The following is a 15,352-nucleotide window of genomic DNA, read 5'->3' as shown; positions in this document are numbered from 1 at the left end:
AGTTGCAGTCAACCTTTCAGCCAAGTTGCGAGATACCTATGCTGTCGGCTCTAGGATTTCAGTGGCTTGCTTGTTTCGTGAACGTATACGTCGCGGGTTCGTATCCGCTCAAGAGCATTGACGTCGCAAAGTCTTCAAACGGCATACGAACTTTCAGACAGTCACTCGCGAAGGGTGTCTGCGACAAGGGCATTGGCATGACCGTGGCCCAAGCCGTGCTCTTGCTTGAGCCAAGCAACCAGCTCCATGTGCTTCTTCCCACTCTGACTACGAATGAGGCTTTTCCACTCAGAAATCGGGCGCCCATATTTAGCTTCAATAGACGGAAAGTAGGAAGCAGGACCCTTCACAGAGTTTGTTGTCATAGTGCCTCTCTAATCGCAGCTAGCTGGCGTCAAAGGTGCAGCATGACATCATTCGGGGCTACGATCTAGGAGCGCATCTGGCGCTGTGCAGACACGTCGATGCGCCTCTAAGCGCGCCGCCGCGCCACCGATCGCACCGGACTCTCACGACCGTATGAGGGTGAGTAAACGCAGCTTCGAGTGTTACAGGCGGGAAGGCTGCGGCAGAACCAGTTGCCCTGTCGCGCGGATGCTGCCCGAACCGCCCCCGATGGAGCGCTTCGGACAGCTTCATTTTCACTACTTTAGGTGTTTAACCCCCCGTCCACGTTGAGGATCACGCCGCTAATGTGCTTCGCTGAAGGAGAAGCCAAGAAAGTTACCGCGGCCGCGACATCGGATGGATCACCATAACGTCCAAGCGGCATCAAAGAGCGCTGCCAGTCCGAATACTCCCCGTCCGATGGGTTCATGTCCGTGTTGGTCGATCCCGGCTGAACAAGATTGACAGTGATGTCACGCGGCCCGAGTTCGCGAGCAAGGCCACGTGTCATAGACTGGAGCGCCGACTTGGTCATATAGTAGACCGATCCTGGCTCGCCTACGATACGATCTGCGCCAGCCGAACCAATCGAGATGATGCGGCCCCCTTCTTTCAGGTGCGGAATGGCTGCCTGAGCTGCTAAGATCGGGCCTCGCACGTTGACCTTCAGCATGGCGTCGATTTGTTCAAGCGTGATATCCGCGATCAGATTGTAGAGTGCGATCCCGGCATTGTTTACCAGAATGTCCAGCCCCCCGAGCGTCTCAACGGTCTGCTCAATTGAACGTTTCACTGCGGCAGCATCAGAACTGTCGGCTTGAATTGCAATCGCTCTACGCCCCAGCCCCTCGATTCTAGCAACTACAGACGCCGCTCGCTCGGCAGAGCCGGCATAGGTGATGGCGACGTCAGCGCCCTTCTCAGCAAGAGCGAACGCGATAGCTGCGCCTATTCCGCGAGAGGCTCCTGTCACTAATGCCCGTGTTCCTGTTAGTTCGGCCATGTTTTCGCTTTCTGTAATGAACGACACAAAATAGCTACCGGTCTCCTGCTTTGCCGTCAATAAATATGTGTCGATCGATACATTTATATGTCTCATCGTACGGGCGCGGCGCTTACCGAAGGGACTGAAAAATTTGCAGAAGAGTACGGAAACCGTTATGTAACGTTCGATGCAAAATGATGATCACGATGATGTTGCACCCAAGGTTAACCAGGCACCTGCGCGCGGAAGGCCGCGCGCATTTGATCGTGAGAAGGCCCTTGCCCAGGCTATGAGAGCCTTCTGGTCGAAAGGATTTGAAGCCACATCGATTTCTGATCTCAAAGAAGCAATGGGGATCAGTTCGCCAAGTCTCTACGCAGCCTTCGGCTCTAAAGAGGCTTTATTCGCGGAAGCAATACGCTATTACGTGGACACCGTAGGCAGCGACGCTTGGGCTAGTTTCCGGTCCGCACCAACCGTACGCGCCGCCGTAGAAACATACCTTGGCATTACCGCTGCGGCGTTATCAGGTTCGACCTGCGATACCCCACGCGGATGTATGGTTACCTTATCATCGGTCGCCACCGAAGGCTACGAACAGCTTGGCGAGCTAGTACGCGCCGAAAGAGCCTCGTTCTTAAACAGTTTGAAGGCGAGATTGGAGGACGCTGTCGAGGTCGGGGAGTTGCGGGCGACGACCGACGTCCACACGCTCTCGCGATTTGTGCAAGCTGTACTAAGTGGGATGTCTATCCTGGCCCGGGATGGAGCGACCCGTGAGGAGCTTGAAGCGGTAGTTAAGACAGCAATGTTGGGCTGGGATACCTTCTTGGAGAAACTCGATTGATGACCTGCGGGTGATCGTATCAACGAGAGACACTATCAATAGACCTCGTGGACCATACGGTATCCAGATATACTTAGATCGTGAAGGCAAGGCACCGTCTCCGGCGAGTGGACAGTTACGGTGTCGCAAACGCGCTTGTGGGAGAGGACTTGGTCAAGAGCGTGCCTACCACTCTTCTTCCACAGGCAAGGCTGACGTCGAGCCAGGCCGTGAGATCGGTCTGCACCACCGCTTCCGTTGAAGTTGGACCCGCTGGGGGCACCAACCTCGTCGTCCAAAAAATCAAGCTGCAGAGCTACGTCTTCCGCAGGTAATACCGTCTGGCGCAATGCTGCTGAAACGCATTCGGAACACGGCTCGCGAAGAACGCGATCGATAAGGTAAGATCTGGCGCAACTTCCTTGCCGTCTACAAAGTGTCTTCGTGGATCAGATCGATGAATGCCCGCAGTCCGGCAGGCACATGACGACGACCGGAATAGTAGAGGCAGAGACCGTCGATTTTCGGGCACCAGTCGTCCAGAACTGAAAGAAGGCGCCCGCTCTCTAGGCAGTCGTCCGCCGCCAGCCGTGGCACATAGGCGATACCGAGCCCGGCAGCCGCAACCTCTACCATCAAGTCGATGTTGTCTAGGATCAGGGAGCCCGGCACCTCGACAGCGATTTCTTCCGCGTTCTTCTCGAACTCCCATCGGTATAGCTTGCCGCTCGGCAGGCGCAACCTGATGCAACTGTGTTCCGCAAGGTCGTCCGGCACCTGCGGACGACCTTGCTTCTTCACATAGGCAGGAGAAACGACCGCCACGAACTGCGCGGCTCCTCCGAACGGAATGGCGATCATGTCCTGCGGCACCGCTTCTCGCAGTCGCACGCCTGCGTCGAAACCCTCCGCGACAATGTCGATCAACCGTCCTTCGCTTACCAGATCAACAGTCATCTCTGGATAGCGGGCGAGAAAGGTCGGAACGATTGATTTCAGGAGCAGGCGCGACGCGGAGATGTTGGAGTTGATGCGTAAGCTTCCTCTGGGGCCGCTGCGAAACGTATCCACTGCTTCGAGTGCGGCATCCACGTCCTTAAGCGCAGGGCCAAGTCGAGCCGCCAATCGTTGGCCAGCCTCTGTGGGTGCGACGCTGCGGGTCGTTCGGTGAAGAAGCCGCACGCCCATCTTCTTCTCCATTGTCCGCATCATGTGGCTCAGGGTCGACGGCGCAAGCCCAAGCTCATCCGCGGCCTTGCGGAAGCTGCGATGCGCAACGATCGCCATGAAGGCGTCGAGATCTCCCAGAGCAGGTCTGTTCATGGCAGATTTTCACCAGCCTATGCGGGATTAGTCGGATTATCATCTTTCTTAGTCCGGCTTATGTTTCCCTGCAACAACCGGGGCACCCGCTCCGTTTCACGAGAGGACAGATCATGACTAGCACCTGGTTCATCACCGGCACATCCTCCGGCTTCGGTCGGCTGCTTACCGAAAAACTACTGGCTCGCGGCGATCGCGTCGCTGCCACGCTGCGGCGCATGGATGCGCTGGACGATCTCAAAGCACGCTACGGCGACAGCCTCTGGATAGCTTCGCTCGATCTGACCGACGGAGACGCCATTCGCCGGACGATCGATCGTGCCTTTGACGAGCTCGGCCGCATCGACGTCGTCGTCAACAATGCGGGATACGGGCTGTTCGGCGCCGCGGAGGAGTTGAACGACGAGCAGATCCGCCATCAAATTGATACCAACCTTCTCGGGTCCATCCAGGTCGTCCGCGCAGCACTTCCTCATCTCCGCGCGCAGGGAGGTGGGCGCGTGCTGCAAGTCTCGTCCGAAGGCGGGCAGGTCACCTACCCGAACTTCTCGCTCTACCACGCAACGAAGTGGGGTATCGAAGGCTTCGTTGAGACGGTCGCCAAGGAAGTCGCGAACTTCGGCATCACCTTCACAATCTTCGAGCCTGGCCCAACAGGAACCAATTTCGGCGCGGGTCTAGTGCGAGCGCCCGAGCTCAGCGTCTACGAGGCAACGGCGGTCGGGGATGTTCGCCGCGCCCTCGCCAGCGGTGATTTCGCTCTTACCGGCGATGCAGCAAAGATGGCCGACGCTATGCTGGCTTGTGCAGATGAAGAGCACCCGCCGCTGCGGCTAGCCATGGGATCCACCGCCTACACCGGGATACGATCCGCTCTGGAAGCACGGCTTGCCGAACTCGAAGCTCGAAAAGACCTCACGTTGTCAGTGGACGTGGACGGCTAGCGCAGACGTCGCGCTGATCGATCTCCATCACCTGGAGGCAGCGAGTTGCTGCCTGCAAATGCTAACTGATCGCGCCACGGGTTGGGCAAGTTAGCGGGGTCGAAGGTTCGATTCCTTTCAAAGCGATAGACTTCAGTTCCCAGCGCCGCGATGGAAAGTTGCCGCTTCGGTCAAATCTGCGCGCGCGCCACGTCGGCGATCGGGTGGAGGTCCTCGTGAGGGATCGATCCGACGAGGCTGAAGCCCATGCCGTTCTTCGCCCAACTCCAGCCCTGCACATCGCCATTCTTGCTGGCGACCATCGGCTTGTTCTGGTCGACTGCCATTCGACGGGTCAGCATGACAAGCCGGCTGCCCCTGTCGTCGTCATACATCAGCATGAAGCCGTTACCATGCGCCGTCGGAATCACACGACCGCCCATCAGGCGGTAGCCAGCCTTGGTCAGGTCGGGGATGGCGGCAACGCGTCCGAGCGTCATCGCAGCAAACTGCTGAAGCGTGTCGCTTCCATCGGCTCTCACCTCGACGGGACGCAGGCGGTCGCCGGCGAAAGCTCCGTAGCTGGCGGAGGCTTCTTGCGCCAGTGCTGCAACGCCTTCCGTGGGAGGAAGTGCGTAACCCTTCATCATCCAGCCGCCCGTGGCGCCAACCGCCAGCAGCAAGACGGCAGCCGCAGCGAGGCGAAACGCGTGTGGCCGGCGGGCCGGCAGGCGCGCCGCGACGATGGTCTGGAGGTTGAGCCTCGACGGCACGGGCTCTCGAGCCACAGGATCCAACGCGGCGCGCAACGCCTTCGCATGGGTCCGGTCGGATGATACGCGTGCTGCAGCCTCGGAATTCGTCAGAAGATAATCGGAAACGTCACGGTGTCGCTGGGCATCGAGAACGTCGTCAACATAGGCCTGAATGTCGTCTTCGGTGATCGGCTTCATGGTCATTTCACCCTCCTGATATACGCGCCGCCGGCTGACGTTTCCGTCGGTCTCCCCTCAAGGATGGTCCTCAACTGTTCCCGCGCCCGCGACAGTCGCGACATGACGGTGCCTAGCGGTATTTCCAGCACCTTCGCAGCCTCGGCGTAGGAGAGATCTTCGACCGAGATAAGCAGCAGAATGCTGCGATGATCCGGGGGCAGGCGGTCGATCGCCGCCATCACCTCGTGCCCGTACACGGTTTCCTCCTGCGTTGCAGCCCCGGCGCCCAAGGCTTCGGGCGCGTCCTCGATGGGCACGGAATTACCACGCCTGGCCTCCTGGCGCAGTCTGTTGACAGCCAGATTGTGCAGGATGGAGAACACCCAGGGTCGCGGATTTTCATCGCGGCGCCGGCTCCAGTTGAGAACGACCCGTTCGAGGCAGTCCTGAACGATATCATCTGCCCCTTCCTGATCCCTGATCAGGCCACGAGCGTAACGCCGCAGTGCGGGGATCATCGGTTCTACCTGAGCAAGCAGATCATCCATTTCAAGAACTCCTGGGAGGACAGCCCGTTGTGATACGGGCTGTCCTAAAGGATCAATTTGCTGACTGCACCTGCAGGATCCGGCCCGGCTTGCCGTCTTCGACCGAGGCTACCACGAGATAGCGACGCTCGTCCTTGTGCTTTGCCTGCACAATCTGCCGGATAGGACCCACCGCGTTCACAAGAGCCGAGCCTGCCGGGTTCGTCATGAAGTTCGACAAACCTTCCAATGAACCGCTGCCGTCAGCCTTGTCGGACAGCGCCAGCACGTACATCTTCTTCGGCTCCAGTCCCGTAACAGAGGCCTGTAGGACCTGGGTCAGTCCCTGCTCGAACAGAGTGACCGTGGAGGGCGTGTTGTCCTTTCCGCTCTTTGCCGACAGCGTCAGGTGTGCGGCTTCGCCCGCCTTGCCCAGCGGCACCAGGTTCGCCAGGCCATCTCCTTCCGGTACCGCGTTCGGCACATAGGCGACCGCCTGCGGTGCCTGGCCGATCGGGATGTTAGCGATGACCTTGTTGGTCAGCGTGTCGATGACGGCGAACTCGTCCGCATTCTCCAGTCCGACATAGACGCGGGTGCCGTCACCCGACGGCCAAATGCCGTGCGGCAGGTTGCCGACCGGGATCGTCGCGACCTGCTCGAAGTCATCCGTCCGGAAGACTTTCACCTCGTTGAGGCCACCGACGGTGACATAGGCGAAGCTGCCGTTCTTGTTGGTCACGAGATTGACGTGGTTGGTGATCGGGCCGGTGTCGATGGTCTTGATCAGATCGAAAGGTGCCTGCGCATTGAAGACCTGCGTCTTGCCGACATCCTTTAGCGTAAACCAAACCTGGCGGCCATCCGGCGATGCGGCGATGTTCGGGCAGAACGGGCTTGCCTGCTTCACATGGCCGACGATCTGGTGATCGGCGACATTCACGACCACTGTTTCCGGATTGAAGGACGAGCAGATGTAGCCGAGCTTGCCGTCCGGCGAGAAGATCTGCATGCCAGGCCCGCCGGGCACCTTGATCTGCGCCTTCTCCTCGAACGTGCGGGCGTCGATGACCGAGATATAGTCCTCGCCGCGAACGGTGACCCAGACGTCCCTCCCATCCGGCGTGAAGAACGCCTCGTGGGGCGAGCGGCCGATATAGGTCGTGTGCTCGACGGCATTGGTGGCAGTATCGATGAAACTTATCGAGTTGGAGCCGATCGAGACCACAGCCAGCGTCTTGTGATCGGGCGAGAAGCCCATGCCGTGGACGAGCACCTGACCTCTGTATAGTGGCGAAAGATTGCCCGGCTGGGGATCACCGAGCTTGATGACGCCGAGAAGCTTGTTGGTAGAAGGGTCGGTGACGGAGACGGTGTTCGAAAACTGTTCAGCTGCGTAGATGCGGTCCTTGCTGCTGATCGCGATGTCGGGATCAGATGCGGCGACGGGCACCTGCCCTGCAAGTGCGGAGAAAGGTAATAGCATGCTGCCCGCCAGAAGGCTGGCGGCAAAAGACTTGCGGATGTTCATTGTGATGTCCTTTGAAGTTACATCTTCATGTTCGGATCCATCCCCGGCATCACTTGGCTGGGCAAGGATCTGGCGGGAGCGGTTTCCGGGGCGACTTGCGTCGGGGCGGGACCGGAAGGAGGGAGGGTGTCGCCGATCGCAAGCTTCATCGCTGCAATCTCCTGTTGCTGGTCAACGATGATCTCCTGCGCGATACGCCTGAGCTGCTCGTTCTTTCCGTATTTGAGAACTGCGCGGGCCATGTCGATTGCGCCCTGGTGGTGGGGCGTCATCATCAACACGAAGTCACGGTCGACGTCGCCGGTCGGCTTCGCCTCCATGTCCGCCATCATCTTGTCCATGGCAGCATCGTTCTCGGCGAGATAGTCCGCTTCGGTACCGACTGCCTGAGCAAGGGGATGGGCATTCGACGCGCCGTCATCGGCGAGAACTGCGGAGCCTATGCCTGCGGCCAATATCACAGCAGCAAAGGCGTCTAAGGTAGGCAAGGATCGTGCGAACATTGCTGTCTTCCTGTGTTGTACTAAGTGGGTAGACATCCAGGAGGTCGACTTATTCCATCGACTTGGAAATTTTTGTCAGGCGGGGTCGTCGAGGCCGAGTGAGGCGACCAGCGCAAAAGCCGAAAGGCCAAGCATGATCTCTGCCGACGTGCCCAAGATCAAAAGCCTTTGAGATGACCGGGGATACGATCGGCAGCGAGGCACGATCAGGTAACGGTTGACCAATGCGAGGCAGGTCATTGCCAGCGCCACGGCGATCTTGATGACGAGCTTGAATTGAAAGGGCGACGTCAGGTCCGTTCGAGGATGCCCGAGGATCAAGAGCGTGTTCGCTAGTCCTGACGCCAGGACGAGACCAACGGCGACGTGGCCAACCGCAGAGAACCTCTGCATCGAGCACACTGCATCAGAGCGGAGGCCCGGACGGTTGGCCATGTTCAAAAGCAGCAGGAACGGTATGAGAGCGCCGACCCACGCGGTTGCAGAGAGGACGTGGACGGCATCCACAATAGAAGCGACGACAGTGTCTCCTGCATGTCCGGACATAGCGACGCTGCCAACAGCCAGCGCTGCCGCAACCAAAAACACTTTTTCGGTGCGAGCGAAGGTGGCAGCGAACATTGCGGCGCAGATTATTGCATGCAGGAGCATGGCGCGACCGGAACTGGTGTCGACTGCTACCTTCAGTACCGTTTGCGGCAAGCTTGACAATGCCCATTCGGAGGTAATTACGGACGTTTGAAAAGGGATTGCCACAAGGCTCGTCACGACGGCGATCCCGCTGCTGAGGAGAAGTGATCGCCGTAGCACAGATTGCAGGCGGACACGGGCGCCTCCACGTGCAATCGCGGTTACAAAACCGCCCGCGCCCCAGCAATAGGCCAAAGCGGTTTCATTGAAACACCGCTCAAGTGCGAGGGCACCCAGTGGGGTCATGGCGTCACGGTAAAGCGATAGGATCCCGAGGTCGAATGGCCGTCCTTTGCCAGGACATGCCAATCGACCGCGTAGATGCCGGGCGCAAGCGGCTTGGTCGGCACGATATAAAGTTTGCTGGCATCCTCAGCATCGACCATCGCGGTTGTAGTTGGGACCAGCTGCCCGGCTTGATCCGTCACCGCGATCGTTGAATATCCAGCCTCCAGTCCTTCGGTGAAAGTCAGCGAGATCGGCATGGTTGAGGAACTCACCAGTATCCGATCAGGAGGCGTTGCGGTTTTCAGGTGAGCATGAGCCCACACCGGCCCAGCCTGCGCCAGTCCACTTAGAAGTACAAAACCAGGCAATGCAAATTTCGAAATCATGTCTCTGATCCTTGCTGACAGCTGCGTCAGAGACCGTAGACATTCAGTTCAAGGCTCTATTCCATCTCACGGCGAATTTGTGTGAGGCTCCCCTTCCGTCAGCTCATTTTGTGCTGGTGTTCCGCCAGCCGGAGCAGACTGTCTGATTTCTTCATGGGTCATCGCCGGATGGCGCTGCGAAACCTACGCCGGCGGGAAACATATTTTTGGCAGGACGGAATAAACCGGAAAACCAGGTGTCCACCCTGTAAAAGCCGATCGAGAAAACCCCGTTCTTGGACTTGGAGCCGGGGACAGACGTTCAGATGATTGGAGGGGAGGCGGCGTATTCCAGCGTCGCAATCGTCCAGACGCCGCGATCCAGCATAGTGGGGAATCTTCCCGCTGTAATGTCGAAGATAGATCTGCGCACCGGAATGGGTTGTGAAACGAAAACCAAGGATGAGCAACCGGATTCCAACTGTCATCCGGCTAAAACTATGGAGCAGAACATGTGCCCACGTCTTTATGCGATGACATGCGGGTGGCTAACAATGCCATACAGGCTTTTCCTGAGCGGCAGCGCAGGCTGGTTGGTTATCCCGGTTCCGAGCTACCTGATCGTCCATCCGAAGGGCACCGCGTTATTCGATACCGGACTTGAAACAGGCCTTCAGAGCCTTGACCCGGAGGAAGTCAAACGGACGCTGGGGAAATTTGAACCTCTGGTGAAACCGGAATACAAGGCCGGTGAGGACGTGGCCGAGCGTCTCAAGGCTTTTGGCGTCGATCCTGAGAAGATCGATTTCCTGATAAATTCTCACCTGCATTTCGATCATTGCGGCGGCAATGAATTGATCAAAAACGCTCGGCTGGTTCTCCAGAAACGAGAGTGGATAGCGGCAACCACGCCTGAAACTATTGAAGAAAACAGCTATCTGACCCGCCAATATGATCTCGGTCACGACAAGCTTCTTGTTGACGGGGAACACGATCTCTTCGGCGATGGCAGCGTCATCCTCATTCCAACCCATGGCCATACTCCTGGCCACCAGTCGCTCAAAGTCAAGCTCCAGGATGGCGAGATTATACTTTCGGCCGACGCCTGTTACCTGCGGCAGGCTCTTGAGAAAATGGTGCTCCCGGAGCCTGCCTTCGTCCGTGATGAGACTGCAATGCTGGAGTGCTTCCGTCGTCTGCAAAAGTATCAGAATTACGGTGTTCTCCTTGTATTTGGGCATGACCCTGAGCAGTGGAAGCAGCTCAACAGTGGGCCGATGCGGGAACTTACCTACGCAACAGTGGCTGCAGCGGCTAGAGGAGCATAACGGCTTGGCCGCTTGGCCGTGAGACATTGTCTCCGGCCCTTTTTCATGCTTAGGCGCCGAAGTCGCGAAGGTGATCTATTTTTTGCTGCCAAGCTTGAGGAATATCGGACGTGACGGAACGGTCCGCGGCAGAATAAGGTAACTGGTAATGAAAAGCAGAACGATAGCGGTATGGTTGTTGGCGCTCGCCATACCGGTAGTTATCTTGATTGGCGCTCAAATCGATACGACATCCGGACCTTCGATAGGCGGAGGAGGCTACGATCTTGGTCCGTTTTTGTATTCGTGGCTGTTGATCATTGTCACAGTTGTCTGGTCGCTCTGCGCCATCACGGCCGCCTTCGCGTATCGAGACCGAACTTCGTCAAGGCAAGCGCTTGTCCTAACAGCGATCGGGGTCATCACTCTCACTATGGTCTTGCTTTTCTACCGAGACAAACTCTTGTAAATTTCAGAGGCTCGCAAGAGTGACCGTTTCGCCGGCACCATCACTTATGGCCGATCGTTGAGGACCTCAGAAACGAAATCGATGAAGGCTCGGACCTTCGGTGCAAGGTGCTTGGCTGACGGAAACAGTACCGAGATCGGCGGTCCATCGACAGTAAAGGGGCGAAGGACCTCCACTAACTTACCAGATTTTATGTGAGGCTCGGCCATGTAGGTGTGGAGCTGAACGAGGCCGGCTCCGGAGAGCCCCATATCGACCATGGCATCAGGACTGTCGCAGCTCAACGTGCCCTCGACATGCCGCTCGAAAGGCTTTCCGGTTTCCGGCTGCAGAAAGCGCCACGGTGCGAAGCCAGCCGGGTCATGGGAAACGCGCCTTACGCAGTCATGCTGTTCGAGATCATCGACTGTTCCAGGTTCGCCGTGAGCGGCAAGGTAGGACGGAGCGGCACAGACGATATACCTCACAGTCCCGACCCGCTTTACCATCAGCCGCGGGTCACGAGGATGCCCGATGCGCAAAACCGCATCGATGCCCGCTGAAATCGGGTCTGTCACGGTATCAGCGAAGGTCGCTGCAATGCGCAGTTCCGGAAATCGAGAGGTGAGGCGGCCGAGTTCGGGGACGACCCGCAGCCGGCCAAGGGCTGTTGGCATTTCGATGCGGAGAAGACCGTTCGGTCGTGCCGAACGCTGGCGCATGTCCTCCTCAGCCTGATCGAGGTCCTTGAGGATAGCGCTGCACCGCTCGAAGAACAGTTTGCCATCCTCCGTCATGGCAAGCGACCGGGTCGTGCGCTGGAACAGTCGGAGTTGCAGCCTTTCCTCCAGTCTGGAGACGCTCTTGCTCACCGCCGAGGGAGAAATGGCAAGAGCTCTGCCCGCCGCCGCGAAGCCGCCCAGCTCTGCCACCTTGATAAATGCCGTGATGCTACCAAGCCGATCCGTTGCCAAATCCTGATCTCCTACCCCTCATTAGTGACTTCCGGGAACGAGTGCAAGGAGCCTGACACGTCTACTGATTACGTCAGGGGGCGGCTACCTTCTTGTCATCGAACATTGAAACACAGGAGCCATACATGAAGATCGATCTCAGTGGAAAGCGCGCAGTGGTCAGCGGATCGACGGCAGGCATTGGACTTGCCATCGCAACGGGTCTCGCCGGGGCAGGGGCCGAGGTTGTGGTCAACGGTCGTACCGAAGAGCGCGTTCAGCAGGCCATCGCGACCATCCGTGAGGTAGCGCCGACTGCGATCCTCTCAGGCGTCGCGTCCGACATGGCGACCGCGGCAGGCGCAGCGACTCTAGCAAGGGCGGTTCCCGAAGCCGATATTCTCGTCAACAGCGTCGGTGCTGCTCTGTTCAAGTCTTTCGACGATCTGACAGACGAGGACTGGCTCTTCATGTACCAGCTTAACGTCATGAGCGGGGTCCGCCTGACCAAGCATTACCTGCAGGGAATGACCAAACGGGCGTGGGGGCGCATTGTCTTCATCAGCAGCGAGTCGGCCTTGAACCCACCGAAGGAGATGATCGACTACGGCATGACCAAAGCTGCCCAACTCGCCGTTTCCCGCGGCGTGGCCGAACTTGCAGGACGCACAGGCGTCACTGTGAACTCTATCCTTCCCGGCCCAACCCGTTCGGAAGGATTTGGTAACGTCCTGGAGGATATCGCTCAGCAGTCGGGACAGACGATCGAACAAGTCGAGCAAGAATTTCTTGCAACCAACCGCCCGACCTCACTCCTTGGACGCTTCTCTACGACAGAGGAGATCGCCAACATGGTCGTCTATATTTGCTCCCAGCAGGCGTCGGCGACCAGCGGGGCGGCGCTGCGTGTCGATGGCGGCGTGGTACGGTCGATTAGTTGATGGCTTCCCAATCTGTATGAGCAGGAATGGCCAAGTGTCGATCTTGGCCATTCCCCGGCTCGGCTTGTGCGCCAGACTTCTCGCGCCGATGCTCGTCATCGGTCGGAATTCAGTGTGCATCCACGTCCGATTACCAACAATGGCTGTCCGACCTAAGCGGCACTCTTTACTCCATCACGGTCTCGACAAAGTCTGCGAACGCTCGGGCCTTTGCGCTTGCCTGACGGCGGCGTGCAAGCCGGAAGAGACGGTTGCGGCAAGGACCGCAAGGAGTAACATCGCGTTCAACAGCAGGTTGCTCGTCATGTCGGATCCTCCGTTCCTGCTGCGACCCCCATCGCCACAGTCCATCTCCTGGATGCAGATCATAGCGTCACGTCTCGCCAGATGGGAACCCGGCGCATCTCGATGCGCTCCAGTTGCCGCACGACGAGCCCCGGCATTTCCGTTGCAAGCAGACTGACGAAGGCGATCGACACGCTGTCTCGATCGTTGCAGCGGTCGCAGCGGAACTGGCCGCGCAGCTGGAAGACGTTGAGGTCGCCACACAGCTGCTGGATGTCGGACGGTTGATAGTGACGGGTGATCCTGCAGATCGGACAGTTCACCCGCACGAACTGTCCAATCTCATGAGCCTTCGACAGGCGAGGGATCTTGTTGTCGCGGTACGGGTGAGACCTCCCCGCATAGTATCCCGCAGGCATCAGGAGCGCTCGAAGCTCGGCCGCCACCCGCGCGTCATACCGCGGCTTATGGCACGCTCCGCTAATGCCAGCTGCAGCCGCAGATGCCGGCAGTCATCGAGCAGCGTCGCGACAGCAGCACGCGCGTCGCCGCCATGATAGGCGAGGGCGGCCTCGATCTCCTCAGCGAGACTTGCTTGCTCGTGCTCAACAGCGATCGGTTCAGCAGACACACGTTCTCCTTCGCGCGGAAAGCACGCTTGGTTCGTCATCAAGTCGGAAATGGCCGCTGATCATGCGGCAGATGTTCCCTATATGTTCCATGGGTTGATGGGAGTCAAGCCGGCCGGTTGCGACTGTGGGTCACAATCCACCAGTCTGCTGAAGAGGAACCTCTTCCCGCAGCTATCGTTTTGGTGCGATGCAAAGGTACTTTTTCCATCTTCGCCAGGGCGACGTCTTCGAAGAGGATCCGGAGGGGGTGCTTTTGGATTCTGACGAGGCGGCTCTGGACGAGGCTGTCGGGGCCGCGCGAGAGATGGTCGCAGAGGCCGTTCTCAACAACGTTCTGATCGACGGACGGCGTTTCGAGATCTGGGTACACGGCCGCGGTCTGATTACTAGCGTGCCGTTTCACTCTGTCATCCGGCTGTAGTGTCGCCACCAGTGATCATCCAGGTGCTGAGACAGTTGCTTCCTGAGGTCCTCTTAAGCCGCACCGCTCTGGCGCGAAAAGCTGCCCAGCAAGTCCGCTCTGGGGCATGATCGAGCGCAACTTCCCGCTTTACGATGAAGATGATGCGCCTGAGCCGCTCTCTTCCGAATAGTCGTGCGTCCCTTCGCTGTCGCTGCGCAACGACGCATGTCATTCGTACGAGGTGAGGCTGTCGCGGTACAGGATACAGAGCTTGTTTGCCGACCCGGCAATCCGATCGGTTCAGACTGTCGTAGCATAGGCATAATTAGTCGGCGGCGTTAGCCCGCAATCCCGTACTTCCAACTACTTTTAGTTCCACGGCTATAATCCCTGCTTACGGTTCAATCTTCCCGCGGCACGACTTGTTTCAATCCGGAGTGGCCGACATGTATCCGCCAATCGACCTGAGAGAACCTTGGCAACTGCGCGAATTCCTCATGGTGCGAGCCGGCCGGTACAGCCACATCGAAAAAACACAGCGACAGCTCGTTGATCGTACCCTGGCTTCTGCTTTCGGCGATCCTGACGCTCTCGGCAACGGTGATTTGAGCCAGGCGCTGTTCTCCCTTATGCATCGCCTTGCTCAGGGCGAGGCTCGCCTGCTGACGCCGCGTTCGTGAACAGCCAGTGCTCAGTAAGGGTTCATTGACGCGCTGATCGAGTAGCAGCTTCCGGAGCTCCGCCACCCCAGGTGAGGTCCGCGAGGTCAGGCTGCAAGTGAAGAGCCGATGACGGGCTCAAGTGTCGCCGCACAGGTCACGATCATGACCGTCTTGCCGTCTGCATCCACGACATTGATCGTCATGGCGACCGCGTTTTCCTCTTCAAGCTTGCGCCACTTGAAGGTGTGCCTCATGGTTTCTGCCGCTTCAAGCCGCACTGCAGCTGCGTCGGCACATTCGGTTCCGATCTCGTCGCGGATCTGTTCGCCATTGTAGATATTGAAGAAATAGAGGGCCACGCTCGTGCTCCACATCGGGCAAGAGCCAGTCACTCTCTCAGTCGCCAGCGCCGGGATCAAAGGGCGACACAACTCTTTGTGGCAGCCAAAGACGCCGTTTTGACGACGGCAATCGAGTGTGAAGATTTGGAGTGCGCTC

Annotated in this window: 19 protein-coding genes; 6 read left to right on the top strand and 13 right to left on the bottom strand. The window is 58.4% G+C overall.

Features of this window, described 5'->3' with window-relative positions; all coding sequences use genetic code 11:
• Positions 1-161 precede the first annotated feature (161 nt).
• Together AAIH46_RS13255 and AAIH46_RS13250 are read right to left on the bottom strand one after the other, a co-directional pair.
• Complete coding sequence (locus AAIH46_RS13255) at positions 162-365, bottom strand: DUF4287 domain-containing protein (RefSeq protein WP_430306337.1); 204 nt, start codon at positions 363-365, stop codon at positions 162-164.
• A 284-nt stretch (positions 366-649) separates the two neighbouring features.
• The gene (locus tag AAIH46_RS13250; protein WP_430306565.1) at positions 650-1,390 is read right to left on the bottom strand and encodes an SDR family NAD(P)-dependent oxidoreductase; all 741 of its coding nucleotides are present in this window, start codon (positions 1,388-1,390) and stop codon (positions 650-652) included.
• Between the two features lie 169 nt (positions 1,391-1,559).
• On the opposite strand from AAIH46_RS13250, the gene AAIH46_RS13245 reads away from it, so the two are divergent.
• A complete protein-coding gene (locus AAIH46_RS13245; RefSeq protein ID WP_430306336.1) occupies positions 1,560-2,219 on the top strand; it encodes a TetR/AcrR family transcriptional regulator in 660 nt (219 codons plus the stop codon).
• Positions 2,220-2,627: 408 nt separating this feature from the next.
• On the opposite strand, the gene AAIH46_RS13240 is transcribed toward AAIH46_RS13245, so the two are convergent.
• Entirely contained in the window at positions 2,628-3,521 is an 894-nt protein-coding gene (locus AAIH46_RS13240; protein WP_430306335.1) for a LysR family transcriptional regulator, read from the bottom strand.
• 113 nt (positions 3,522-3,634) lie between these two features.
• Here AAIH46_RS13240 and AAIH46_RS13235 point away from each other — a divergent pair, with 113 nt between their 5' ends.
• On the top strand, positions 3,635-4,465 hold the full coding sequence (locus AAIH46_RS13235) for an SDR family oxidoreductase (protein ID WP_430306334.1): 831 nt from the start codon (positions 3,635-3,637) through the stop codon (positions 4,463-4,465).
• A 170-nt stretch (positions 4,466-4,635) separates the two neighbouring features.
• Here the strand turns inward: AAIH46_RS13235 and AAIH46_RS13230 are convergent, their stop codons facing one another.
• The 6 genes from AAIH46_RS13230 to copC all read right to left on the bottom strand — a co-directional run bounded on the left by AAIH46_RS13230 (position 4,636) and on the right by copC (position 9,244).
• Positions 4,636-5,403, bottom strand: a complete 768-nt coding sequence (locus AAIH46_RS13230) for an anti-sigma factor family protein (protein ID WP_430306333.1) — start codon at positions 5,401-5,403, stop codon at positions 4,636-4,638.
• On the bottom strand, positions 5,400-5,927 hold the full coding sequence (locus AAIH46_RS13225; protein ID WP_430306332.1) for an RNA polymerase sigma factor: 528 nt from the start codon (positions 5,925-5,927) through the stop codon (positions 5,400-5,402). The genes AAIH46_RS13230 and AAIH46_RS13225 overlap by 4 nt, the downstream gene beginning before the upstream one ends.
• A 52-nt stretch (positions 5,928-5,979) precedes the next feature.
• On the bottom strand, positions 5,980-7,437 hold the full coding sequence (locus AAIH46_RS13220) for a YncE family protein (RefSeq protein WP_430306331.1): 1,458 nt from the start codon (positions 7,435-7,437) through the stop codon (positions 5,980-5,982).
• Between the two features lie 17 nt (positions 7,438-7,454).
• Positions 7,455-7,940, bottom strand: coding sequence for a DUF305 domain-containing protein (locus tag AAIH46_RS13215; RefSeq protein WP_430306330.1), 486 nt, complete (start codon positions 7,938-7,940; stop codon positions 7,455-7,457).
• 75 nt (positions 7,941-8,015) lie between these two features.
• Positions 8,016-8,876, bottom strand: coding sequence for a CopD family protein (locus AAIH46_RS13210; protein WP_430306329.1), 861 nt, complete (start codon positions 8,874-8,876; stop codon positions 8,016-8,018).
• Positions 8,873-9,244: a copper homeostasis periplasmic binding protein CopC gene (gene copC, locus AAIH46_RS13205; RefSeq protein ID WP_430306328.1), complete on the bottom strand. Its 372-nt coding sequence runs from the start codon at positions 9,242-9,244 to the stop codon at positions 8,873-8,875. Before copC ends, AAIH46_RS13210 begins: the two co-directional genes overlap by 4 nt.
• A 389-nt stretch (positions 9,245-9,633) precedes the next feature.
• Between copC and AAIH46_RS13200 the strand changes: the two genes are divergently transcribed.
• Complete coding sequence (locus AAIH46_RS13200; protein WP_430306327.1) at positions 9,634-10,551, top strand: N-acyl homoserine lactonase family protein; 918 nt, start codon at positions 9,634-9,636, stop codon at positions 10,549-10,551.
• A gap of 492 nt (positions 10,552-11,043) precedes the next feature.
• Here AAIH46_RS13200 and AAIH46_RS13195 read toward each other — a convergent pair whose 3' ends face one another.
• Positions 11,044-11,952, bottom strand: a complete 909-nt coding sequence (locus tag AAIH46_RS13195) for a LysR family transcriptional regulator (RefSeq protein ID WP_430306326.1) — start codon at positions 11,950-11,952, stop codon at positions 11,044-11,046.
• 125 nt (positions 11,953-12,077) lie between these two features.
• Here AAIH46_RS13195 and AAIH46_RS13190 point away from each other — a divergent pair, with 125 nt between their 5' ends.
• Entirely contained in the window at positions 12,078-12,872 is a 795-nt protein-coding gene (locus tag AAIH46_RS13190; protein WP_430306325.1) for an SDR family NAD(P)-dependent oxidoreductase, read from the top strand.
• Positions 12,873-13,237: 365 nt separating this feature from the next.
• Here the strand turns inward: AAIH46_RS13190 and AAIH46_RS13185 are convergent, their stop codons facing one another.
• Positions 13,238-13,576, bottom strand: coding sequence for a hypothetical protein (locus AAIH46_RS13185; RefSeq protein ID WP_430306324.1), 339 nt, complete (start codon positions 13,574-13,576; stop codon positions 13,238-13,240).
• Positions 13,576-13,788 (bottom strand): hypothetical protein, encoded by a 213-nt coding sequence (locus tag AAIH46_RS13180; RefSeq protein WP_430306323.1) that lies wholly within the window; start codon positions 13,786-13,788, stop codon positions 13,576-13,578. Before AAIH46_RS13180 ends, AAIH46_RS13185 begins: the two co-directional genes overlap by 1 nt.
• Positions 13,789-13,976: 188 nt before the next feature.
• On the opposite strand from AAIH46_RS13180, the gene AAIH46_RS13175 reads away from it, so the two are divergent.
• Both AAIH46_RS13175 and AAIH46_RS13170 read left to right on the top strand, forming a co-directional pair.
• Positions 13,977-14,210 (top strand): DUF6894 family protein, encoded by a 234-nt coding sequence (locus AAIH46_RS13175; RefSeq protein WP_430306322.1) that lies wholly within the window; start codon positions 13,977-13,979, stop codon positions 14,208-14,210.
• Between the two features lie 428 nt (positions 14,211-14,638).
• A complete protein-coding gene (locus AAIH46_RS13170; protein WP_430306321.1) occupies positions 14,639-14,872 on the top strand; it encodes a hypothetical protein in 234 nt (77 codons plus the stop codon).
• A gap of 86 nt (positions 14,873-14,958) precedes the next feature.
• Here AAIH46_RS13170 and AAIH46_RS13165 read toward each other — a convergent pair whose 3' ends face one another.
• A complete protein-coding gene (locus AAIH46_RS13165; RefSeq protein WP_430306320.1) occupies positions 14,959-15,213 on the bottom strand; it encodes a DUF6894 family protein in 255 nt (84 codons plus the stop codon).
• Between the last annotated feature and the right edge of the window lie 139 nt (positions 15,214-15,352).

The sequence above is a fragment of the Rhizobium sp. 0TCS1.26 genome (genome assembly GCF_050455525.1).
Lineage (GTDB): Bacteria > Pseudomonadota > Alphaproteobacteria > Rhizobiales > Rhizobiaceae > Neorhizobium.
Note: the sequence above shows the minus strand (reverse complement) of the source record. Positions and strands in the feature narration are given on the sequence as shown.